At 61.9% G+C, this 20,514-nt stretch carries 24 protein-coding genes and 3 pseudogenes; 16 read left to right on the top strand and 11 right to left on the bottom strand.

Annotation, left to right across the window (positions count from 1 at the left end):
- The 3 genes from VIW95_RS08420 to VIW95_RS08410 form a co-directional block, all read left to right on the top strand.
- Nucleotides 1–480, top strand: a 480-nt coding sequence (locus tag VIW95_RS08420; RefSeq protein ID WP_331585333.1) for a hypothetical protein, incomplete at its 5' end; no start/stop codon positions are given.
- Between the two features lie 31 nt (nt 481–511).
- A complete protein-coding gene (locus VIW95_RS08415) occupies nt 512–1,060 on the top strand; it encodes a pyridoxamine 5'-phosphate oxidase family protein (protein ID WP_331585331.1) in 549 nt (182 codons plus the stop codon).
- Nucleotides 1,061–1,098: 38 nt separating this feature from the next.
- Nucleotides 1,099–1,497 carry a hypothetical protein gene (locus VIW95_RS08410; protein ID WP_331585329.1) on the top strand — a complete coding sequence of 133 codons (399 nt, stop codon included), beginning with the start codon at nt 1,099–1,101 and terminating at the stop codon, nt 1,495–1,497.
- Between the two features lie 33 nt (nt 1,498–1,530).
- On the opposite strand, the gene VIW95_RS08405 is transcribed toward VIW95_RS08410, so the two are convergent.
- The 4 genes from VIW95_RS08405 to VIW95_RS08390 form a co-directional block, all read right to left on the bottom strand.
- Entirely contained in the window at nt 1,531–2,718 is a 1,188-nt protein-coding gene (locus tag VIW95_RS08405) for a pyridoxal phosphate-dependent aminotransferase (protein ID WP_331585327.1), read from the bottom strand.
- A gap of 193 nt (nt 2,719–2,911) precedes the next feature.
- Nucleotides 2,912–3,115 (bottom strand): helix-turn-helix domain-containing protein, encoded by a 204-nt coding sequence (locus VIW95_RS08400; protein ID WP_331585325.1) that lies wholly within the window; start codon nt 3,113–3,115, stop codon nt 2,912–2,914.
- A 208-nt stretch (nt 3,116–3,323) separates the two neighbouring features.
- Entirely contained in the window at nt 3,324–3,941 is a 618-nt protein-coding gene (locus VIW95_RS08395; RefSeq protein ID WP_331585323.1) for a GNAT family N-acetyltransferase, read from the bottom strand.
- A 28-nt stretch (nt 3,942–3,969) separates the two neighbouring features.
- A complete protein-coding gene (locus tag VIW95_RS08390) occupies nt 3,970–5,451 on the bottom strand; it encodes an acetyl-CoA hydrolase/transferase family protein (protein WP_331585321.1) in 1,482 nt (493 codons plus the stop codon).
- An 86-nt stretch (nt 5,452–5,537) separates the two neighbouring features.
- Here VIW95_RS08390 and VIW95_RS08385 point away from each other — a divergent pair, with 86 nt between their 5' ends.
- The gene (locus tag VIW95_RS08385; protein ID WP_331585318.1) at nt 5,538–6,131 is read left to right on the top strand and encodes a hypothetical protein; all 594 of its coding nucleotides are present in this window, start codon (nt 5,538–5,540) and stop codon (nt 6,129–6,131) included.
- Nucleotides 6,132–6,189: 58 nt separating this feature from the next.
- Here the strand turns inward: VIW95_RS08385 and VIW95_RS08380 are convergent, their stop codons facing one another.
- Nucleotides 6,190–6,531, bottom strand: coding sequence for a polymer-forming cytoskeletal protein (locus VIW95_RS08380; protein WP_331585316.1), 342 nt, complete (start codon nt 6,529–6,531; stop codon nt 6,190–6,192).
- Between the two features lie 177 nt (nt 6,532–6,708).
- Here VIW95_RS08380 and VIW95_RS08375 point away from each other — a divergent pair, with 177 nt between their 5' ends.
- From VIW95_RS08375 to VIW95_RS08365, 3 genes and pseudogenes are all read left to right on the top strand, one after another.
- Nucleotides 6,709–7,602 (top strand): hypothetical protein, encoded by an 894-nt coding sequence (locus VIW95_RS08375; RefSeq protein ID WP_331585314.1) that lies wholly within the window; start codon nt 6,709–6,711, stop codon nt 7,600–7,602.
- A 12-nt stretch (nt 7,603–7,614) separates the two neighbouring features.
- Nucleotides 7,615–8,634: pseudogene (locus tag VIW95_RS08370) on the top strand (alkaline phosphatase family protein); the annotation flags it as partial.
- A gap of 135 nt (nt 8,635–8,769) precedes the next feature.
- Nucleotides 8,770–9,555, top strand: a complete 786-nt coding sequence (locus VIW95_RS08365) for an SDR family oxidoreductase (protein ID WP_331585312.1) — start codon at nt 8,770–8,772, stop codon at nt 9,553–9,555.
- 403 nt (nt 9,556–9,958) lie between these two features.
- On the opposite strand, the gene VIW95_RS08360 is transcribed toward VIW95_RS08365, so the two are convergent.
- Together VIW95_RS08360 and VIW95_RS08355 are read right to left on the bottom strand one after the other, a co-directional pair.
- Nucleotides 9,959–10,684: a DUF2182 domain-containing protein gene (locus VIW95_RS08360; protein ID WP_331585310.1), complete on the bottom strand. Its 726-nt coding sequence runs from the start codon at nt 10,682–10,684 to the stop codon at nt 9,959–9,961.
- Nucleotides 10,685–10,820: 136 nt separating this feature from the next.
- The gene (locus VIW95_RS08355) at nt 10,821–11,588 is read right to left on the bottom strand and encodes a DUF6081 family protein (protein WP_331585308.1); all 768 of its coding nucleotides are present in this window, start codon (nt 11,586–11,588) and stop codon (nt 10,821–10,823) included.
- A gap of 253 nt (nt 11,589–11,841) precedes the next feature.
- Between VIW95_RS08355 and VIW95_RS08350 the strand changes: the two genes are divergently transcribed.
- Nucleotides 11,842–12,276, top strand: coding sequence for a hypothetical protein (locus tag VIW95_RS08350; RefSeq protein ID WP_331585306.1), 435 nt, complete (start codon nt 11,842–11,844; stop codon nt 12,274–12,276).
- Nucleotides 12,277–13,053: a class I SAM-dependent methyltransferase gene (locus VIW95_RS08345; RefSeq protein WP_331585304.1), complete on the top strand. Its 777-nt coding sequence runs from the start codon at nt 12,277–12,279 to the stop codon at nt 13,051–13,053.
- Between the two features lie 8 nt (nt 13,054–13,061).
- On the opposite strand, the gene VIW95_RS08340 is transcribed toward VIW95_RS08345, so the two are convergent.
- Together VIW95_RS08340 and VIW95_RS08335 are read right to left on the bottom strand one after the other, a co-directional pair.
- Nucleotides 13,062–13,847 (bottom strand): SDR family NAD(P)-dependent oxidoreductase, encoded by a 786-nt coding sequence (locus VIW95_RS08340; RefSeq protein WP_331585302.1) that lies wholly within the window; start codon nt 13,845–13,847, stop codon nt 13,062–13,064.
- 29 nt (nt 13,848–13,876) lie between these two features.
- Nucleotides 13,877–14,671 carry an SDR family NAD(P)-dependent oxidoreductase gene (locus tag VIW95_RS08335; RefSeq protein ID WP_331585300.1) on the bottom strand — a complete coding sequence of 265 codons (795 nt, stop codon included), beginning with the start codon at nt 14,669–14,671 and terminating at the stop codon, nt 13,877–13,879.
- 130 nt (nt 14,672–14,801) lie between these two features.
- On the opposite strand from VIW95_RS08335, the pseudogene VIW95_RS08330 reads away from it, so the two are divergent.
- Nucleotides 14,802–15,419 (top strand): annotated as a pseudogene (locus VIW95_RS08330) (DsbA family oxidoreductase).
- A gap of 5 nt (nt 15,420–15,424) precedes the next feature.
- Entirely contained in the window at nt 15,425–15,895 is a 471-nt protein-coding gene (locus VIW95_RS08325; protein ID WP_331585298.1) for a nuclear transport factor 2 family protein, read from the top strand.
- Nucleotides 15,896–16,147: 252 nt separating this feature from the next.
- Here VIW95_RS08325 and VIW95_RS08320 read toward each other — a convergent pair whose 3' ends face one another.
- Nucleotides 16,148–16,861 (bottom strand): class I SAM-dependent methyltransferase, encoded by a 714-nt coding sequence (locus VIW95_RS08320; protein ID WP_331585296.1) that lies wholly within the window; start codon nt 16,859–16,861, stop codon nt 16,148–16,150.
- Between the two features lie 66 nt (nt 16,862–16,927).
- On the opposite strand from VIW95_RS08320, the gene VIW95_RS08315 reads away from it, so the two are divergent.
- From VIW95_RS08315 to VIW95_RS08305, 3 genes are read left to right on the top strand one after another with little or no spacing between them, the layout of a single operon-like run.
- Nucleotides 16,928–17,161 carry a sulfurtransferase TusA family protein gene (locus VIW95_RS08315; RefSeq protein WP_331585294.1) on the top strand — a complete coding sequence of 78 codons (234 nt, stop codon included), beginning with the start codon at nt 16,928–16,930 and terminating at the stop codon, nt 17,159–17,161.
- Between the two features lie 41 nt (nt 17,162–17,202).
- Complete coding sequence (locus VIW95_RS08310) at nt 17,203–18,045, top strand: alpha/beta hydrolase (protein ID WP_331585292.1); 843 nt, start codon at nt 17,203–17,205, stop codon at nt 18,043–18,045.
- 10 nt (nt 18,046–18,055) lie between these two features.
- Entirely contained in the window at nt 18,056–18,742 is a 687-nt protein-coding gene (locus VIW95_RS08305) for a TIGR02453 family protein (RefSeq protein ID WP_331585290.1), read from the top strand.
- Nucleotides 18,743–18,764: 22 nt separating this feature from the next.
- On the opposite strand, the gene VIW95_RS17595 is transcribed toward VIW95_RS08305, so the two are convergent.
- Entirely contained in the window at nt 18,765–19,304 is a 540-nt protein-coding gene (locus tag VIW95_RS17595) for a DUF3455 domain-containing protein (RefSeq protein ID WP_414645276.1), read from the bottom strand.
- 201 nt (nt 19,305–19,505) lie between these two features.
- Here VIW95_RS17595 and VIW95_RS17590 point away from each other — a divergent pair.
- Nucleotides 19,506–19,583, top strand: a pseudogene (locus tag VIW95_RS17590) (zinc-ribbon domain-containing protein); the annotation flags it as partial.
- Nucleotides 19,584–19,601: 18 nt separating this feature from the next.
- Nucleotides 19,602–20,514, top strand: a 913-nt coding sequence (locus VIW95_RS08300; protein WP_331585288.1) for an adenylate/guanylate cyclase domain-containing protein, incomplete at its 3' end; no start/stop codon positions are given.

The raw sequence follows: 20,514 nt of genomic DNA, 5'->3' as shown, positions 1-20,514 counted from the left end.
GTCCACGGCGCGGCCGACGGCTCGATCGCGGTCGAGGCTGAAAAAGCCGACCCCGATCCGGTAAGCAATCTGGTCTGCCGGATTACCGGGCCCGGCCGCGCCATCGACGTTCCGATGACCGAGGCCGGCGCCTCGATCTATCGCGGCGAAGTCGGGCCGCTGCCGCGCGGCAAATACGCGGCGACGCTGATGTTCAAAGCGGGCGAAACCGAAAAAATTCTCGAACAGCGCGAATTCGCCGCCGCCGGATCGATCCCGGCCGACAGCGCCGAGCTGCGTATCAAGCCGCCCAATCTAGGTTTGTTGCGACGCCTGTCCACCGCGACGCACGGCGTCTTCGACGCTGCCCCCACGACCATCGCCCGCCACAGCGGTCAGACCGTGGCATTCCGCCGCAGCGCCGATCCATGGCTGATTCCGCTTGTAATCATGCTGTTCCTGGGTGAAGTTTTCGTGCGGCGCCGTTATCTCGGCGATTGAAAATTCCCGCAAAATTGACGATGGAGCAGTCATGAAAATATCCACTGCCAATCTTCCTCAGCTCATCGCCGCTGCCGCAATCCTTTTCGCCGTCGCCACGCCCGCGCTCGCTGCCACCTCAAAGCGCGACACCGACGCTCTCGCCCGGGCCACCTACATCTATATTGCGACGGTTCGCAAAGACGGCAACCAAAGCCAAGCCGCGCCCGTCTGGTTCATTACGACCGCCGACCATCAGGTCCTCATCGAAACCTCGCCGACCAGCTGGAAGGCCAAGCGGATCAAGCGCGGCAGCCCCGCGATGATCTGGATCGGGACGCGCACCGGCCCTGCGTTCATCGGCAAGGCGGAAATCGTGACGGACACAAAGCTTCAGGACCAGGTGATCGCCGAGTACCCCAAAAAATATCTGCTCGCGCGAATCGGCTTTGCGCGTCCATCGCGCGCCAAGCTCGATCGAAGCCAAATCGTCGTCATTCGTATTTCGCCGACGCGCGATCTGCCCGACGGTTTTGAGTCTGCGCCCGGTACTCCGGCGCCCCTCCTCGACGAGGGGGCAAAGCCGGCTAGCGCCCAATAGTCGCTAGCGTCAAGCGCGCCGCGGAGTAAAATCAGATAGTGGCGAACGATTCCGCATCTGCGCTGATCAAGTGCGCGCTCAACTGCCGATGCCCGGTATGTCGCAACGGCGCGATCTTCCAGTCGCACTTCAAAATGAATCGCGAATGCCCGCGATGCCACGTCGTGTTCTGGAAGGATCCCGGCGAGACACTCGGCGCGATGTATCTCGACTTCGCGGTGGCCGCCGCCTCGTTCCTGGTCTGCTGGGCGATTCTCGCCTTCGTCACACAGCTCTCTGACGCCGCCGAAATCTTCATTCTGTGCGCGGTCGCATGCGGTTGTGTGCTGCTCTGCTACCCGCTCACGCGCAGCGCCTGGACCGTGCTGGTGTACCTCTCAGGCGGCATCGAGCGCCCGCGCCTCCGCACAATCCAGGGCGGCAAAAAATCCGCCTGAAGGTTCTTTTCCCCTCTCCTGAAGGGAGAGGGGCTAGGGGAGAAGTGACCGCGCCGCCAACTTTTCCTGCAAATGCCCCAGCCGTTCCGCGGCTGCCGCGATCGTCTCGTCACTCTTTGAAAACGTAAATCGAATCTTCCGATGCCCCAATTCTGCGCGATGGTAAAAGCTGGAACCCGGCACCGCCGCGACGCCCACTTCGTCAAGCAGAAAGTCCGCCGCCGCGAAGTCGTCCTTGAATCTTAAGCCCCCGATCTCCGCCACGATGTAATAGGCGCCGTCAGGATTGCTGCATTCCAGCCCCGCTCGCGTTAGCGCCCCATACAACGCGGCGCGCTTGCGCTCGTACATCGCGGTCAGCCCCGCATAAAAGGACTCCGGCAATCGCAGGGCGACAGCGCCGGCTTCCTGCAGCGGATGCGGCGCGCCGACCGTCAGAAAATCATGCACCTTGCGAATCGCCGCCGTCAGCCGTTCGCTCGCGATCGCGTATGCCAGCCGCCATCCCGTGATCGAGTAGGTCTTCGACAGCCCGCTAATCGTCACCGTCCGCTCGGCCATCCCGGGAAGGCTGGCGATCGAGATATGCCGGGCGCCGCCATAGATGATGTGCTCGTAAATCTCGTCGGTGATGGCCAGCGTGTCATGCCGCTGGCATAGCGCGGCGATCGCTTCGAGCTCGACGCGCGTGAACACCTTGCCGCTCGGATTGTGCGGAGTGTTGATCACGATCGCCTTGGTCCGCGGCCCGAACGCCGCTTCGAGCTCGGCCCGATCGATCGAAAAATCCGGATCGCGCAGCGCCACGTAGCGGGGCGTCGCCCCGGCCAGGATCACGTCCGGCCCATAGTTCTCGTAAAACGGCTCGAAGATGATTACCTCGTCGCCCGGGTTGATCACCGCGAGCATCGTCGCGATCATCGCCTCGGTCGCGCCGCAGGTTACCGTGATGTTGCGGTCGGGATCGCACGCGATGCCGTTGTAGCTGCGCACCTTGTCCGCGATTGCGCGCCGGAAGTTCGGCGAGCCGTGCGTGATCGCGTATTGATTGTATTCCTCGTCGATCGCGCGCTTGGCCGCTTGCTTGATTTCCGCCGGCGCCGCAAAATCGGGAAACCCTTGCGCCAGGTTCACCGCCCCGCACTTGAGCGCCCGCCGCGTCATCTCGCGGATTACGGATTCGGTGAACAGTCGCGTCTTGGCGGAAATATCTGTCGGCATGACTCTGCGGCGGTTACCGCGCGAAGTCGCAGTCTAGCCGCGCACCTGTGCACCCGACAACTTGCTCGAATTCAGCGTCCGCCTGAATTCGAAAAAATTAGGTGAATATTACAAACCGACGTGACTTCGGCCGCGGATCTGGTCAGGCAGGAATCGGGGCAGTTTTGAAAGTGACGCGCAACGAAACCGTCCGCTACTCCACCACTTCCTCTTCCAGCACGCCCGGTCCTTGGCGGAGCCGCCACTCGTCGATTACTTCGACGTTGAAGCGCCAGTCGCTGCCGATCTTGAAACCGGGCAACTGGCCCTTCTTGAGCAGGCGGTAAATTGTCGAGCGGTGTACTCGCAGGTACTCGGCGAGCTCGTTGACGGTCAAGACTTTGGTCGACGATGGCATTCGTTCACTTCCTCTTTAATGCGCCTACCCCTACTTAAGCTGGCAAACAGACTATCATAAAACCTCAACTACGCTATAGACCCTCTTATTGGACTATTTCCGGCCTAACGTCAAGCCTAGCTGGGATATGCCGAGCAACATTGTGCTATTCCGAAGTGAATCCGGGCGTCTTTTGTGAATCGGTAATTTTTATAATCGACGGTTCGATTCAACGACGCGGTTCGCGTAGGAAGCCCCAGCCTCGCACACCGCTGTTCGGCTCGACTTCCTCCACCGTGATTTTGAAGCCGTGCTTTTGATACAGCGGAACGTTCCGCGGCTGAAACGTATCGAGGTAGCAGGGCAAACCTTCCGCGTCCGCCCGCTCGAGCATCGGACGGATGAGCGCGCTGCCCAGGCCCTGCCCCTGGCGCGAAGGTTCAACCCCCAGAAATGACAAATACAGATGCTTTCCGGGCGCGCTCCGCTGATGGAACTGACCGGCTGTGCTTGCGATGTGCATGAAGCGCGTGAATGCCTCGGCGCCCAGTATCGCGGGAATCTGGTCGATGCCGGCCATGCGGTCGCGCTCCGGAGTGTCGCTGAGATCGTCGAGCGGCAGCCACAGTGCGACCGCCTCGGGCTTGTCAGCGGTCGTGAGCGGCTCTCCGAACATCGATGCGTAAGTGACTAATGTCTTCATGAAGGACGGGAGCACGCGAGCTCGCGAAGCTGCGTCTGGCCAGACGTACACCATCGGCGGATCGAGCTGAAACGCGCGGGCCAGGACGCCGGCTGCTATATCGATCTGGTCTTCGCGGACGGGAACGATATTGGGTGTCGGCATCGGCGCCTCCTTGGCTCGACGAAGAAAATCAACCGAACAAACGAACAGCCGCTTCCCTCAATTCCGCGCGATGGTCGGGATGAGCAATCGCGATCAATTCGGCGGCGCGCTCGCGATGGTTCTTGCCGAGCAGCCGCGCGATTCCGTATTCCGTCACCACAGTATCGGCGAAATAGCGCGGCACCGTCACCAACGCGCCGGCTTCGAGCTGCGGCACAATACGCGAAATCGCTCCGCCCACCGCCGTCGATTGGAGCAGGGTGATCGCGCGTCCGCCGGGACATAGGAACGCGCCGATATGAGTCTCCGGCTGCCCGCCGGTGCCGTTCATCATTCGCGCGCCGAGCAGGCTTTCCGAATTGATCTGTCCAGTCAGGTCGATGCTAATCGCGTTGTTGATTGACGTCTGCCGGTAGTTCGCCGCCACCGTAGCGAGCTTGAGCGTGTACTCAGGGTCGTAAAGTTCGAACGCCGGGTTGTCGTCGATTATCCGCAAATCGTCGGGATCCGATCCCGACCACGCCACCGCCACCGCCTTGCCGCGATGAATCGTCTTGCGCCGCCCGTTGATGACGCCCGCGTCGACCAGCCGCGCAATTCCCGGCGCACACATCTCCGTATGCAGTCCGAGGTCATGCTTGCCGTCGAACGCGCCCATCCGCGGCATCTGTGAGCTGGGATCTCCGACGCCGATCTGAATCGTCACGCCGTCGTCGATCAGTTCGCTCAAATATCCCGCGACTGCTTTGAATTCTGCGGGCGGCGGCGTGATCCCGAGCAACACGCGCAAATCCTTGAGCGCAACGCGATGCAGGTACTGAACGAGCGGCCAGATGCGCTCGACGCCCACTTCCGCGATTATCGCGCGGAGGCCCTCGCGCTTTTCGGCGTCCATCGCGGCGAGCGCCGCCTCGATCACCGCCGGATCGGGGGGCGGCGGAGTTCCAGCGACGAAATATTCGAACTCCGAAACGTGCATGTACACGTCGCCGTAGGTCCGCGTCATGCCTGCGTCGACTTCCGCGATCGCATGCCGCGCGCGCCGCGCGTACATCCGCTTGTTCCACTGATGCGGTCCGAAGCTGACGAATCCCTTCGCATTGGGCGCGGTGACGCTGACGAAAGTAAAATCTATCGGCTTGTCTTCGGCGGGCCGCTCGTCATGCGGCTTGAAGCCGGTCGAAAATAAGTTCGGCAGGTAGGTCGCCTGTTGGCGATCGTGCGCGGGACGTCCGACGTTGCCGATAAACAGCTCGAACTCGATCCGGAAACGCTGCGCGACGTCTCCGCCCAGCCATCCGGGATCGATCAGCGGCGACGACATCCTGAGATCCACCACGCCCTCGAGATGCTTGCCACGCGCCGCCAGTGCGCGCTGCATCACGGTCCCTGACGCGAATGGGAAATCCACTCGCATCCCCGGCTTCACCATGGCGGCTGCTTGATCGGCTGAAATCGTGCGCGCTCGGTAATACTCCTGCCAGTTCATTTCCGCATATCCCTTGGGCAACCAGAGTCTTCGTGCCGCCACAATGGCCCAACTCGACAACGCTGGCAAACTTGTCCGCCCCCACCCGAGCGGTTAGCTTTCGAGGCATGCTGATTGCCGACGGCGAGTTCCGCTACGACATCCGGCGCGCCGGCGAGTTGCTAGCCGTCGAAACTGAAACGCTCGCATGGGGCAGGATTCACGGCATCCGGCGTCCCGCCAGCGGCTCGAACGTGTACGAAGTCGAAGCCTGGCTCGACGACGCCGGCCTGGTCCGCAGCGTAGCCGCCAGCTACAGCCGCGGCCCTTTCACTCGCAACGCAACCTACGAATCGATCGACAGTTTCCTGCGCGGCAACATCAGCACGGGTGGCAGCCGCAACGACCTGACCACCAAGCTCGGCCGTTACGGCGAAGTGGACGCCGACCTCGTCATCTTCCGCGCGCTGACCATCGCGCACATCCGCGAACGCGGGCAGACGCGATGGACCGGACGCATCGCCGCAATCGATCCGAACACCCTGGTCGCCGCCACCAGCAAACAATCGTGCCGCCAGCGCGGCAACGATCCGCATCTGTGGATCTATGAGCCGCGGATGGGCGACGCCGAAGAAATTGAGATCGACGACTCGGGAATCGTAACGCGCCGCCGCGACTCGCGCGGCGTCGAAACCGTACTTTCCGTTTCCCTCCCCCGTTGAGGAGGGAGGGAATCGGAATCCTCACATCAAGTGAAGTGGATGGCGGCCGGCGCCGCCCCTACGCCGCGAGCTTCTTCGTCGGCATCTTGCAGTCGCCGTCGAATTGCGCGCCCTCGTTCAGCACCAGGCTGGGTGTGCTGATGGTACATTGCACCCGCGCCGTCGCCATCAGCTCGACGCGTTCGCGCGCCGTCACTTCGCCGCTGAATGCGCCCGCAATCGTAACCTTGTTCGCGGATATCCGCGCGCTCACCACCGCGCCGGTCGTGATTGTGACTTCCTCACCGGTGATCTCGCCTTCCGCTTCGCCCTCGATTTTTACCGGGCCGCGAAAGTTGAGCTTGCCCGAAGCCTTGGTGCCTTTTCCGATTTTCGATTCGAATTCTTCGTTGAGCGCCATATACTGATTGCCTTTCCCGGTTTGGGGTTTCACTATTGCGGGAATGCGCGCGTACACGCAATGCTCGCTGGCTTGATTGCGAATGTGAACAGAACATTAAGTAGAGTGCGTTAGCTGTCTTGCACGTCTCATGTCGCGCGGAGCAAGGTTTTTTTGACCAGGGAGGCCCGAAAAAAGATGAATCGCGAATCCGATAAGCCGCGCGAACACGGACCCGAGCGCCCCGCCGGCCAGGGACTCGATCCGCATCAGTTCGATTCCGGCGACGCGACGATCCTCGCGCTGCTAGCCGAGTCTCCCGCTGCTGACCACGTTGATCTCGCGATCACCTGGCGCGCCGACGCGTACGAAGTGTGGTCGCGCCGCGGGATGATTCGGTTCAAGCGCTTCGCCGACCGCCGCGGTGCGCTGTCATTCGAAGTCGTCGAGCAGTTAGGCGAGAACCCGATCGCAAATCAGGATCCCTCCATCGTCTCCACCATCGCCGACGAACTCGACGCCGCCGCGCGCAGCGCGTATCCCACCGACGATCCCAATCGTGCATATTTCGAGCCTCACGCACTGAGCCATCCCTACGCATACGAGCGGATCGCACAGCTCTTCGACAGTCCGCGCGCCCCCGACTTGATCGTCAGCCCCAAAGCCTACGCTTGGGGAATCCAGCCGGGGCAGCACGGCGCGCTCGACGTCGTGCAATGCCGCGCGCCGCTGATATTCAGCGGTCCGGGCGTCCGCCGAGGACTCTTCAAACTGAACGCGCGCGCCGTCGATATCGCCCCGACGATCGCGCGCATAGCCGGTCTGCCGAAAATCACGGGCCTCGACGCGTCGGGCTCCCCTGCCGAAGTTTATCTGAAGCGACAGGACGGCCGGCCGCTCGACGAAATAATCGATGACAACGACGAGCACCCCAGGCTCGTGTACCTGGTTCTGCTCGACGGCCAGTCGCATTCCGAGCTGCGCCATCAGCTCGACAACAATCCGGACGCGATTCCGAATCTCGCCGGCCTCGTCGAACGCGGCGCGATGCTCTCGCACGGCTCGATCGTCAACTTCCCCAGCATCACGTAGCCGAGCCACTCGACGATTTTGACCGGCGCATGGTGCGGGCATCACGACGTGGTGAACCCGACCTTCCATCTGCGCGAGCGTCGCGAGACCGTGCCGATTCAGGGAAACATCTACGACGGCGAGCGCTATCTGAGTCCCGACGTCGAAACGCTGTACGAGGCCTTCAGGCGCGCCGGTGGCGACGGCACGATCACGGCGTCGATCCACGAACCGCAAGGACGCGGCGCCGATCACGCGGTGTTCGAGCGGCGCATCGTCGGCGATAAGACGCGCCTCAAGGCGCTCACGGCCGAGATGGCTTCCGACGTCAGCCCGCGATGGGCCGCGGACAACATTCCTGCGATGACGCGCGAGGAAATCGTCGACATCCGCGGAATGGCGCAACTGATCGCGCTGTTCGAACATTGCGCCGACCACGGCAAGGCGCCCATCTTCGTCGCGCACGAGTTCGTGCTGACCGACGGCGCCGGCCACGACTACGGCCCGCATCACGAGGGCCTGCGCGAGGCGCTCTATCGCACCGACAAAAGAATCGGCGCAGTGCTCGAGTTGCTGCGCACGCGCGGCTTGCTCGACGCCACGTTGTTCGTCGTCACGTCCGACCACGGAATGGCGGCGCAGCGCGTCGAGCTGAAGGCAAATCCGATCCGCGAGCCGCAGCGTGCGGGAATCGAGGGCGTGTACGCCGAGGCGATGATTTATTTGCGCGATCTGCGCGTCGAAACCGAGCGCGCCCGCGACCTGCGCAGCCTCCGCGTCACCGTGCTGGATAACGATCGGCTGCCCGACGGCGAGTATCCGCCGCTCGCCGGCGCACGCGTCACCCTGCACGGCCGCGGCGCCGCGGTGATTGCGGAAACGCGCACGCCCGAAAGCGGCCGCGTCGCGTTCACAACACCCGCCGACGCCTCCGACGCCGAGCTGACGGTAAGCGTCGAGCTGAAAGGCTTCAACGCGCGCAAGCTCCGAGCCGACGGCACGTCACTCGCCAAAGACCTGCGCCAAATTCTTTACGCGAATCTGAAATCATAGAAGCGATGATAAATTCAGGAGACCTCCGCGATCGTCCTTCTTCCCCTCTCCCTGTAAGGGAGAGGATCGAAGGTGAGGGTCCTAATTCAGCGCGCTCTTTCGCGCGCGCTTCAAGATTCTGGTTCTGCTAATCCAATGCACGAACACAACCTCACCAACAAAATCGCAGTCGTAACCGGCGGCACGCGCGGCCTCGGCCGCGCGATCTCACTCAGCCTCGCGCGCCTCGGCGCGACCATCGCGATGAACTATCGCCGCGACGAAGCGAGCGCCGCGAAAACGCTCGACGAGGTCCGCGCGATTGCGCCGCGCTCCATCCTCATCAAGGCCGACCTCGAAGACGACGCGCAAGTGCGCGCGATGGTCACCCGCGCCGCCTCGGAACTCGGCGGCCTCGACATTCTGATCGCGAACGCCGCCGCGACCGCATTCAAGCCGCTGCTGGAAACCAAACCGCACAATCTCGCGCGAACATTCGCGCTCAGCGTCAACGGCTTCGTCGCCGCCGTGCAGGAAGCGAACAAGGTGATGCGTGACGGCGGGCGCGTGCTGATGATTTCCGGCATCGACTCGATTCGCAACCTGCCGGGCCACGGCGTACTCGGCGCCGCCAAGGCCGCGCTCGAGAGCATGGTGCGCGACTTCGCCTTCGAGCTCGGCCCGCGCGGCATCACGGTCAACGGCCTCAACGTCGGCTACATCGACACCGACTCCGCCCGCTTCTACGCGAACTACCTGGGCGACAACTACGAAGACTTCCAGCGCCGATGCGCCGAGCGCTCGGCCCTGAAACGCCTCCCAACCCTCGACGAAATCGCCGCCGTCGCATGCCTGCTCTGTATGCCCGCCGCGAGTTATCTAACCGCCCAAACAATAATGGTAGACGGCGGCTTTACATTGAGCTTCCCCGGCGTCAAGTAGTTGCACCGCGTCGTTCTGGCTTTGCGATTGTTCCCCTTACCTCGAGGGAAAGGGTTAGGGGTTAGGTTCCTTGGATCGTTCGCGATGCTCGCACCATCTTTTTTTTGGGTGTCATCCTGACGACCTGAGCAACGCGAAGGGAGGAAGGACCTCGGACAGCTTCGCGCACGCGAAGCCGGTTCCGGTCTCTGAAAATCGCGCAGCGCTCCTTGGGCCTCATTGGAATGCAACATCTCAAAACCGGAACCGGCGGCGCTTACGCCCGCTGTCCGGAGGCCAGAAGCCATTTCCTGCCGCTCGCGTTGCTCGCTTTGTCAGGATGACAAACATGCGCTCGCGTTGCTCGCTTCGGTCAGGATGACAAGTAATGCCGGCGGTGCAGATGCGCACACCTAGCTCCCGTCTAGAGCACAGCGGTCGCTAACGCCACGCTGCCCCATCCGATCAGGCCGACGGCGACTACGCGTGCGAGGCGTAAACCCCACGGCAAAGTTTTTTCAGCCAGCACCAGGACGGCGATTGCTGCGATCCAGAAAATGTTCATCACGCCGACGACGAACAGCAGGCACATCAGCGCCCAGCAGCAGCCGAGGCATGAAACGCCGTAGGTCAGTCCTGCTCGTAATGCTGCCGATTCGTTTCGATTTTGATCATCGGCGAGAACGTGTTTCGACGAGCAGCAGCGTCGCAGGCAGTTTCGTTTCACCGGCGTCAATTGGTAGAGGCCGGCCGCGACTACGATGAGGCCTGCGGCTACTTCGCTGCGAAGAGCCATCGAGTCGGACAGCACATGTGCGGAGTCGAAGGCCCAGTGCACTGTCGTGGCAACCGCGCTGAATATCGTCCAGACAATCAGATAGCCCAGTGTAAATAGCGCGGCAGTCGAAAATCCCCGCGCGCCGCTCGCGACGCGAAGAATTACCGGCGCGGCACTCGGCAGCATCATCGCCACCATCATGATCGACCACATCGCAAAGGTGATCGCCGCGTAGCCGACGCTCCACGACGGCGGCGGCATCAGCATCACTTTGCCGCCGCCCATATCCATCGTCGGCATCCCCGCGCCGGAGAGCAGATAGATCCACGAAACGGCGACGATGCACGCGAGCGCGGCGAGGACCGGTTTCATCGACAATTCCTAATAGTCGTTTCGCGTTTCTTTCTCCTGAACTAAAAATGTTTCACGTGAAACATTCGCGTCTGGATCCTAAGAAATAACGCGATTTTTGACGGGAACTTTGCCCGACTCGCAATCGGCAGCTCGTTCACGGCGCCGTCGTCGTAATCCGGATGTTGCCCCATTTGCCGACCGCGCCCTGGCCGTGGCATGAGACGCTGCCCTTGCCGGGCGCGATGTCTTTTTCGCTCATCAGGCCGAGCGCCAGGGTGCACGGTCCGAGCTTGAACGGCACGTTGGAATACTGGCGCACCTGCTTGCCGTCAATCGAGAAGATCACGCGGTCGGCGGCCGAGTCATAAGCGATTTCAAAATGATGGAGCTGGCCGGCCGCAGTCGCGTCGCGAATTTCCTCGAACAGGCAGAAGTGACGCGGGCCGTGCGCGGGATCGACGATCGGCACTCCCGGGAATGGCAGCTTGCCGTACACCGTCGCGATCGTTTCGTTGCCGACAAAGAAGTCGAGCGCGGCGCCGGTCGAGAAATCGAGCACGTTGAACGAAACGAAGCCGTCGTACAGATCGCCCGGCGCGCCTTTGACGATGGTCGCGGCGAGATCGATCGAAAACGTGATCGTGCCGCCGTCGGGGCACGCAAATGTGCGCGTGCTGAAGTACATGTGCTTGGCGTTATCGAGGAACTGGATCGTGTCGTGGCCGCGCGTGTATGGCACGGCGGCAATGCGCAGAAAACCGTCCTGCACGATCACCACCGCGTCGGGTTCGCGATACTGCCAGAAACCGCCGTCGGGCAGCGGAAATCCGGCGGGCATCCAGTCGCCCTCGCCGGTGACGACTGACGAGAAGTTCGAGTATTCGATGACCTGGTTGGCAGACGGTGAGACGGGCTTGCTCATGCGAGAAAAGATACTGGATACGGAATTTTGAATCACCTGCGCGGTGGGCGGCAAGGGGTGACCCCTTGCAACCCAGTATCCATACCGAAAAGCCCTGAGGACAGGTCTTTTCGAAAAAGTTCTAACAGGGGCGAAGCCCCGCATCTTGAGTGGATACTGGGTGCAGGGGTCACCCCTGCCGCCCACCGCGAAGGTGATTGTGTTTGCGCTGATTTGCGGGTCGGGAAACAATGGGTCATCGCGGAGGTTATCCATGGCGCAACCAACTAAAGACTCCGACCGTGCGCGGCAGGCCGATCAGGCAAAGCATCACGCACGACATCCCCACAACGAGAATTTTCTGGCGCAGGGCGGCTCGATCGCCGTCGATGTGCGGGCGGAGATTGCGCGGCTCAAGACCGAGCCGGCGTGGACCGACAACGATCGGCATGGCAGCTCGCTGGTCAAGGGCGACGGGATCAACGTGGCGCTGATGGTGCTGAAGAAAGGCGCGAAAATGCAGGAGCATCACACGCGCGCGCCGATCACCGTGCAGGTGATCGAAGGCAAAATAAATTTCGTCGCGAGTGGCAAAGCGCAGGTTGCCACGGCCGGGATGCTGATCGCGCTCGATCGCGCAATCGAGCATTCGGTTGAAGCACTCGAAGAGACCGCGATCGTGCTGACCGTTGGCGGAGAGCAGATGTAGGTGGCGCTGTACGACCGGATTGGCGTGGGTTACGACACGACGCGGCAGGCAGATCCGTACCTGCTGTCCCGATTGATTCATCATCTGCGGCCGCGTGCGAACGGGCGCTATCTCGACATCGGCTCGGGCACCGGCAATTACACGATCGCGATGCATCAGGCGGGCGTGCCGATTCGCGGTTTGGAACTCTCGGTGACGATGCTCGAGCGGGCCAAGGCGAAGTGCCCGGAGATCGCGTGGCACAATGCTCGCGCCGAAGCGATCCCGTTTGCGTCGGGTAGCTTCGACGGCGCGACCTGCACCTTCGTGCATCATCATATGGCGGACCCGGTCGCAGCGTTCAAGGAAGTTCATCGCGTGCTGACGCCGCAGGCGCGATTCGTGATTCTCAACGGCACAGCCGAGCAGATGCGGCATTACTGGCTCAACGAATATTTCCCCCTGATGATGGAAAAGGCGACGGCGCCGTATCACCGATTTGTAACGATCGATGTGCTTGAGTCGGCCGGCTTTCGAATCGCGTGCGAGGAAAAATACGACGTCACCGCCGAACTGAAGGACTTTTTTCTCTGCTGCGGAAAGCTTCAGCCCGAGCGCTACCTCGACCCACGTATCCGAAGCGGCATCTCTTGTTTCGCCGATGCACCCGACCAGGAAGAGATCGCGCGCGGAGTGGCTCGCATCGCCGACGACATCAAGTCGGGACGCATCAACGATGTGATTCGCAAGTTCGCGTACGACGGCGGCGACTACATGTTCACTGTCGCGGAGAGATAGCGCGAATCCTACACGCGGGCGCGCAGGCCGCCGTCCACCGCGATGAACTCGCCGGTGACGAAGCCAGCGGCGGGCGAACACAAGTAGAGCAGGGCGCCGCCGAGTTCTTCGGGCTTCACGAGACGATTGTAGGGCAGGTACTTGAGCAGAGTCTTGCTGAACTCGTCGTCCTTGTTGGCGGGACTCGATTCGTCGTCGAGCCATCCGGCCTGGATCGCGTTGACACGGATTCCCTTGCGCGCCCATTCGAGCGCGAGCGCACGCGTCAGATTCAGCACGGCCGCTTTCGCCGCGCAGTAGAGCGCCGCGTTGGGGACGCCGCGTTCTGCCAGCACCGACGTGATGTTGACGATGACGCCGCCGCCCTGTCGTAGCATCACGCGCGCGCCTTCCTGGCACGACATCCACACCGTTTTGAGATTGTTCTCCATTATTTTGTCGAACGCGGTATCGTCGCTGGCTTCCGCGGGTCCGTAGGCTGGCGTGTCGAGCGCGTTGACGACGATGTCCAGTCGGCCGAGCTGCTTGGCGGCGAAGTCTGCGGTGGCGGAAAGGTCGGCGCGCATCGACGCGCTCTGCACGCGAATCACGGGCTTGGTGCCGGCCGCGCTGACTAGCTTGGCGACTTCCTTGAGCTGCTTGTCGGTGCCGGGCTCCTGCGAGGCGAGTACGATCTTCGCGCCGGCCTCAGCGAGAGTGACCGCGGCGGCGCGGCCGACGGAATGCTCGGCGCCGACGACCAGCGCGCTTTTGCCTTCGAGCGAGAAGTCATTGGATGAGTTGGAGGAGGGCATTTTAGCTCCGCTGGGTTTCCACGTTTTCGCTAGTTCGAAGTTTCGGGCGACACGCCAGTCGGCGTGATTCCGCCTGCGAGGCCGCCGCCGTCGATCGCGATCAGTTCGCCGTTGACGTGGTTGGACGCGTCGGAGGCGAGGAACACGGCGAGCGGGCCGAGTTCGCTGTCGTCGCCGACGCGGCCGATCGGAATAAATTTGCCGCCCTTGAAAAATTGCATCATCTCTTCGTTGTGTGGAAAAATTCCGGGGACGATGCAATTGGTCTGGATGTTGAACTGCGCGTACGTCAGCGCCATCGAGCGCGTCAACTGGATCGTGCCGCCCTTCGAGCACGTGTACATAAAGTTGTGTTTGCCGCCGCGCAGCCCGTAGCCCGACGCGATGTTGATAATTTTGCCGCGCTGCTGCTTGACCATCTGCGGGATCACCGCGCGGCAGCCGTAGAACTGGCTCGAGAGGTTGGTGTCGATACCGCGGCGCCAATCCTCGTCGGTGATTTCCGGGAGCTGCTTGCCAAGGGTGCCGTCGCCGCCGCCGGCGTTGTTGATCAGAATGTCGATTTTGCCGAACTCTTTGAGCGTCGCCTCGGCCAGCGCGTTGACCTGAGCGGAGACGGTGACGTCGGTCGGTACGATGAGGCACTTGCGGCCGGTCTGCTTGACGGCGTCGGCGGTCTCGTCGAGCTGCGACTGGGTGCGCGCGGCGGCGACGATGTCGGCGCCCGCCGACGCGAACTTCACCGCCATCGCGCGGCCGAGTCCGCGTCCGGCTCCGGTGATAATTGCGACTTTGCCGTCGAGCTTGAGCGAATCGAGGATCATTGCGTTACCTCGCTTGAGAATCGCGCGCCGCGGTTCTGCCAGCTAATTAACATAGCTGCGCCATTGCGGAAAATGCGCTTTTGACGGCGCCTGAGGGTCGGTCTTATATTGGGTGAACGAGGATCGAGCAATGGCGCTGAAGATCGTGATGTTCTCGGACTATATCTGTCCGTTCTGCTACGTCGGTTTCGAAACGATGCGCCGGCTGAAGCCGGAATTCGATTTTCAACTCGAATGGCGCGGCTTTCAAATTCATCCCGACTGACCGGCGCAAGGAATCGCCGCTGACCAGCTGCGCGAGGCCGGCGACGGTGCTTCGCGAGTTGCGCTCTGGAAGCGGATCGGTGCGATGGCCGAGGCGGTGGGATTTTCGATGAAACCGCCAACCGTGCTGACCAACTCGCGTGCCGCGCTGGCGGCTACGGAGTTTGCGCGCGAGTCGGGCCGCGACGAAGCGCTCGAAGAGCGAATCTACCGCGCGTACTTCAACGACGGCGAGAACATCGGCGACGCCGGCGTTGTCGCGCGGCTGGCGGGAGAAGCGGGACTCGACGCAGGCGAAGTGGCGGACGCGATAAAATCGCCAAAGTACGAAATGCGGCTGAAGAACAATTCGCTCGCAGCGCATCAGCGCGGAGTCAGCGGCGTGCCGACGTTTTTCATCGGCGAATATCCATTGGTGGGCGCGCAGAGCCTCGACGCGATGCGCGCAGTTCTCAAACGCGCAACTGAAAGATTCGCGAGCTGATGACCATGGCGAAAACAATCGAGCAGCGGGTTCAGGAGCTGGAAGATCGCGAAGAGATCAAGGAGCTGACCGCGCGTTACTGCTGGCACGTCGTGCATGGCGAGGGCGAGGCGGTCGCGAATCTGTTCGCCGACGACGGCGTGCTCGACGTGACTGACGCGGACTTCAAGCCGGTGCGTGGGCGCGAGGCGCTGCTGAAGTTCTATCGCGCGTCGGTGCGCGAGCCCGAGGTCGCGATTCCGTTCATCCAGAATCACATCATTGAAGTCACTGGCGACGAAGCTCACGGCACTTGCGCGATCGAAGCGCGTTTCTCCCGCAACGGCGAGAGCGTCACGGCGGCTGGATACTACGAGGACAAATATCGGCGCGAGCGCGGTCGATGGCGTTTCGCCGAGCGCAAATTGTTTTTCCATCACGTAGTGCCCCTCAAGCAGGGCTGGGCCGAAGCGAAGGGTCAGAGCAGGAAGGTCTAAGATTCATTGAATGTGAAACCCGCGGTGGGTTTCACGCTTCCTTCGGCAGGGGTGACCTCCTTCGGCTTCGCTCAGGACAGGCTCTGCACCCAGTGAAAAGTACTAATCGCAAAATGGCGAGGACGCCCTTTTGCTCTCAGGTTCTTTTCTTTGTGTCATTCTTGAGCGAAGCGAAGAATCCCGATTCCTAGCCTCTCTCTATCAGGGAGAGGTCGACGCGCGTCCGCGCGCGTCGGGTGAGGGTCCACATTCCTAATTCTTCGCTGAGGTGCGATGACGCGCGACATATAGCCCGCGGCCCATCAAGCCCTCCGTGTCGTACCGGACGTCCATGTTTGCGGACTCGAATGCGCGGGTCATTTCTTCGCGGGTGAACAAGCCTAGCTCGAGGCGTTCGCTGTAGTGCTCGATGCCCGCGGAGGTGCTCCTGAGATAGTGCATGAGCGTGACCGACAGATTGCCCTCCTGGCCGCTCAGGCTCATGCGGCAGACTTTGTCAGGGCCGATTTCGCCGGCATGAATGAAGGAATTGCCGGGTTTCCACGCATCCGGAGTAATCCAGGGTTCGACGATCAGCACGCCGCTCGGCTTCACGTGACGCGCCATGCTCGCGATCGCATGCTGCATGCGATCGACGGTGCGGACATAGCCGATCGCGCTGAACAGGCACGTCACTGCGTCGTAGGTCGTCGCGAGATCGAAGCCGGTCATGTCGGCGCGCGTGTAGCGGCCGGCGAGATTCTTCACGCGCGCGGCGCTCAGATAGTTTTCGTTGAGATCGACGCCGTCAACGGCATAGTGATCCTTCAGAAATTTATCGTGCTCGCCCGTTCCGCATGCGACGTCGAGAATCGTGCGCGCTCCCGGCGCCGCTACTGCGATCACGGCGCGCAGAACTTCGCATTCGCGGGCGTAGTTCTTGAAGTGATAGATGGCGTCGTAGAGCTCGGGACTTTCGAGGAACATCGCGTCAGCTTAGCGATTTCGTGCTGCGGATTCACGCGAGCAGCGTGTGCTAAGAATCATGCAGGCATGGAAGCCCGCGACAAAACCGTTCGCCTCGACTTGCGAGGCGTCAAGTGCCCGCTCAACTGGGCGCGCGCGAAAGTGCGGCTCGAGCAGAGGGCGCGCGGCGAGGTGCTCGATCTGACGCTCGACGATCCGCGCGGCGCTCGCGACATACCTGGCGCGGCGGAGGTGGAGGGTTACGTGATCCTCGAATCGACCTCGCGCGACGGCATTTTCCATCTGCGCATCGAGCGCTAGATTGTTTGCACCTGACGGTCGTTCGCGTTAGTAATCCGCCGATGCGCGTGAACATTGGCGACGTTCGGCTGTTTTTCGATGTTGAAGGCGCGAAGTTGCGGCCCGACGGCGCGAAGATGCGCGAGGTGCCGACCGTAGTCCTGCTGCATGGCGGGCCTGGCTTCGACCATTCGAACTTCAAGCCCGATTTCTCGCGGCTCGCGGAGACCGCGCAGGTTGTGTATCTCGACCATCGCGGCAACGGGCGCAGCGATCACGGCGATCCGGCGAAATGGAATCTCGCGCAGTGGGGCGACGACGTGCGCGCGTTTTGCGAGGCGCTGGAGATCGAGCGCCCGGTCGTGCTCGGCGTCTCGTTCGGCGGGATGGTCGCGATGTCGTATGCGACGCGCCATCCTGAGCATCCCGGCAAGCTGGTGCTGAGCAGCACGGCGGCGGTATCCCGCCAGGATCGATCGCTGGAAATGTTCGAGAAGATCGGCGGTCCCGAAGTGCGCGAAGTTGCGCGCCGATTTTTCGAGAATCCCGGGCCGGAAGCGATGGCCGAATATACGAAGAAGTGCCTCCCGCTGTACAACCGGACTCCATCGCCGCCCGAGTTTCTCCAGCGCGCGGTGATGAATCCGATGCTGACCGCCGAGTTTTTTCTGCACGAATCGCACACCTTCAACTTTCTGCCCGACCTTGGAAAAATAAAGTGCCCGACGCTGATTACCGCGGGAGAACTCGATCCGATCCTGCCGGTGGCCGACTCGAAGGATATTGCTGCGGCGATGACGCCCGGAGTGGCGCGCCTGGAAGTGTTCGAGAACGCGGGCCACGGGGTGCATCGCGATCAGCCGGATCGCTTCTTCAAGATTTTCGACGAATTTCTTCGGGCGTGATTCGCGAACGATGGCGCAGCGCTACTTCACTCCGCGATTTTTCGAATTTTTCGAGGAGCTGAGCCGCAACAACAATCGCGACTGGTTCGCAGCCAACAAGCCGCGCTACGAGCATGACGTGCGCGAGCCGATGCTCGCGTTCATCGCGGATTTCGCGCCGCGGCTGCGAAAGATCAGCGACCGCTACGTTGCGGATCCGCGTCCGACCGGCGGATCGATGATGCGCATCTATCGCAATCTGCGCTTCTCGCGCGACAAGACGCCGTATCACACGAACGCGTCGGCGGCGTTCGGTCATCGCGACGGCGCGCATTTCAACTCGCCGTCGTTTTACTTGTCGCTGTCGCCGGCGGAGGCGTTTGCCGGCGTCGGCGTATGGCATCCGCAGGCGGACACCGTCGCCAAGATTCGCGACGCGATCGTCGCGCACCCGTCGAAGTGGATGAGTGCAATCAACGATCGCAAATTCAAAGCGCGATTCGACATGATGGGCGACATGCTGTCGCGTCCGCCGAAGGGTTACGACGCCGGCCATCCTATGATCGAGGATCTCAAGCGCAAGGACTTTGTCGGCGGCACGCAGTTCACGCGCAAGGAAGTCTGCTCGGCGGAGTTCATGGATTTGTTTTCCAAAGCATGTGCGTCATCGGCGCCGTTCATGAAATTCCTCACCGAGGCGATGGGGCTGAAGTGGTAACCCTCCGGCTCCTCTCGCCGTTTCAGGGCGCGTAGAAATAATAATCGGCTGTGTAAGAGACTCGCGCCTGCGCACCTCTGTGCGATTCTTCGCAGCCGTTAGCGGGGGCTTTACCGCCTTTCGTCTGCAATCGCTGGATAGTGGAAACGTTCTTCATCTCGCCATCGCCGGTGTGACTGGTCGCGGTCAAAAGTAGCCACGGAATCGATTCCGGATCGGGGGTAGCACTGGCTATAGGTTTCGCGGTTACCCGGCTGCCGTCCGACCATTGCCAGGTTGGCCCGGCGAAGTGAGACCCGACCTTTCGTCCGGCTTCATCAAAGAGTTTGGCATCGGGTCCGCTGAGAATCCATTTTGATCCATCGCAGGTGTAAATCTGTTGCCCGGATGCGTGTGCGTGGGCTCGCAGGTGTTCGCCGGCGGGCGGCTTGAGAGAGTCAGGCGCCGATGGCTGAGTCTGGCCTTCTGCGCTATGCAGCCCAACTGCGACTGCTGCGAAGAGAACAGCGCCGAACAGGATCGCTCCCCGCCCGCCAACCGTACTAATGGAGCAATTCCGCATTCAATAGAAATATTCGCCCCCGTCTCCACGATGGTCAACCGTGCGCCGTGGGTGCAACCGTTTCTCACCGAGGCGATGAGGCTGAAGTCGTGAGCGGATGCAGAATCTTGAATCGCGCGCAAAAGATGCGCGCTGAATAAGGACCCTCACCTTCATCTTCTCCCTTACAGGGAGAGGAAATAAGAAATAAACTCAGTCGCGATGCGATGTTCGAGTTGCGGGACGGAAAATCCGGGCGGGATGAAGTTTTGCGGCGGTTGCGGGACTGCGCTGCGAAGCAAGTGTCCGCGTTGCGGATTGGAAAATCCGCCGGAGTTCAAATTCTGCGGTGAATGCGGGATGGCGCTGATGGTGGTTCGGGAAGCCATCGCGAGCGCCAAGTCTCCTTCGCCGGCGGTCGAGCCCGCAGTTCGCGTCAGGCTCGAGCAGGCCGCCGCGGACGCGTCGGGTGGCGAGCGCAAGACCGTGACGGCGCTGTTCGCCGACATCAAGGGATCGATGGACCTGATGGAGGGTCTCGATCCCGAAGAAGCGCGCGCGATTGTCGATCCGGCGCTCAAGCTGATGATCGACGCGATGCATCGCTACGACGGTTACATCGTGCAGTCCACCGGCGACGGAATCTTCGCGCTGTTCGGTGCGCCGGTTGCGCATGAAGACCACGCCCAGCGCGGACTCTACGCGGCGCTGCGGGTGCAGGAGGACATGGCGAAGTATTCGGCCGGCCTGCGCGCGGCGGGAAATCCGCCGGTCGAGATTCGGGTCGGGCTCAACACCGGAGAAGTGGTGGTGCGCTCGATTCGCACCGACGACGCGCACACCGAGTACACGCCGATCGGGCATTCGATGAGCCTGGCCGCGCGAATGCAAACGCTCGCGCCGACGGGCTCGATCGTCATCACCGAGCAGACGCAGAAACTCACGGCCGGCTACTTCGACTTGAAGCCGCTCGGCCCGGTGCGAATCAAAGGCGTCAGCGATCCGATCAACGTGTACGAGGTCATCGCGATCGGCCCGCTCAGGACTCGGCTGCAGATGTCGGCGTCGCGCGGGTTGTCGAAGTTCGTGGGACGGCGTGCGGAACTGGAGCAGCTGGACCGGGCGCTCGGGCTGGCGCGCGGCGGACATGGGCAGATCGTAGCCGCGATGGCCGAGGCGGGGGTCGGCAAGTCGCGTCTGTTTTATGAATTCAAGATGCGCCGGCAGAGCG

This window comes from Binatus sp. (SeqCode) (assembly GCF_036522015.1).
Classification (GTDB): domain Bacteria; phylum Desulfobacterota; class Binatia; order Binatales; family Binataceae; genus Binatus.
This window is presented reverse-complemented; position numbering and strand designations above follow the sequence as displayed.

Bases quoted from the DNA above. Each gene is read 5' to 3' on its own strand.
- VIW95_RS08415 (WP_331585331.1), top strand. From the start codon at position 512: ATGAAAATATCCACTGCCAATCTTCCTCAGCTCATCGCCGCTGCCGCA.
- VIW95_RS08405 (WP_331585327.1), bottom strand. From the start codon at position 2,718: ATGCCGACAGATATTTCCGCCAAGACGCGACTGTTCACCGAATCCGTA.
- VIW95_RS08400 (WP_331585325.1), bottom strand. From the start codon at position 3,115: ATGCCATCGTCGACCAAAGTCTTGACCGTCAACGAGCTCGCCGAGTAC.
- VIW95_RS08395 (WP_331585323.1), bottom strand. From the start codon at position 3,941: ATGCCGACACCCAATATCGTTCCCGTCCGCGAAGACCAGATCGATATA.
- VIW95_RS08385 (WP_331585318.1), top strand. From the start codon at position 5,538: ATGCTGATTGCCGACGGCGAGTTCCGCTACGACATCCGGCGCGCCGGC.
- VIW95_RS08380 (WP_331585316.1), bottom strand. From the start codon at position 6,531: ATGGCGCTCAACGAAGAATTCGAATCGAAAATCGGAAAAGGCACCAAG.
- VIW95_RS08375 (WP_331585314.1), top strand. From the start codon at position 6,709: ATGAATCGCGAATCCGATAAGCCGCGCGAACACGGACCCGAGCGCCCC.
- VIW95_RS08365 (WP_331585312.1), top strand. From the start codon at position 8,770: ATGCACGAACACAACCTCACCAACAAAATCGCAGTCGTAACCGGCGGC.
- VIW95_RS08360 (WP_331585310.1), bottom strand. From the start codon at position 10,684: ATGAAACCGGTCCTCGCCGCGCTCGCGTGCATCGTCGCCGTTTCGTGG.
- VIW95_RS08355 (WP_331585308.1), bottom strand. From the start codon at position 11,588: ATGAGCAAGCCCGTCTCACCGTCTGCCAACCAGGTCATCGAATACTCG.
- VIW95_RS08350 (WP_331585306.1), top strand. From the start codon at position 11,842: ATGGCGCAACCAACTAAAGACTCCGACCGTGCGCGGCAGGCCGATCAG.
- VIW95_RS08340 (WP_331585302.1), bottom strand. From the start codon at position 13,847: ATGCCCTCCTCCAACTCATCCAATGACTTCTCGCTCGAAGGCAAAAGC.
- VIW95_RS08335 (WP_331585300.1), bottom strand. From the start codon at position 14,671: ATGATCCTCGATTCGCTCAAGCTCGACGGCAAAGTCGCAATTATCACC.
- VIW95_RS08325 (WP_331585298.1), top strand. From the start codon at position 15,425: ATGGCGAAAACAATCGAGCAGCGGGTTCAGGAGCTGGAAGATCGCGAA.
- VIW95_RS08320 (WP_331585296.1), bottom strand. From the start codon at position 16,861: ATGTTCCTCGAAAGTCCCGAGCTCTACGACGCCATCTATCACTTCAAG.
- VIW95_RS08315 (WP_331585294.1), top strand. From the start codon at position 16,928: ATGGAAGCCCGCGACAAAACCGTTCGCCTCGACTTGCGAGGCGTCAAG.
- VIW95_RS08310 (WP_331585292.1), top strand. From the start codon at position 17,203: ATGCGCGTGAACATTGGCGACGTTCGGCTGTTTTTCGATGTTGAAGGC.
- VIW95_RS08305 (WP_331585290.1), top strand. From the start codon at position 18,056: ATGGCGCAGCGCTACTTCACTCCGCGATTTTTCGAATTTTTCGAGGAG.
- VIW95_RS17595 (WP_414645276.1), bottom strand. From the start codon at position 19,304: ATGCGGAATTGCTCCATTAGTACGGTTGGCGGGCGGGGAGCGATCCTG.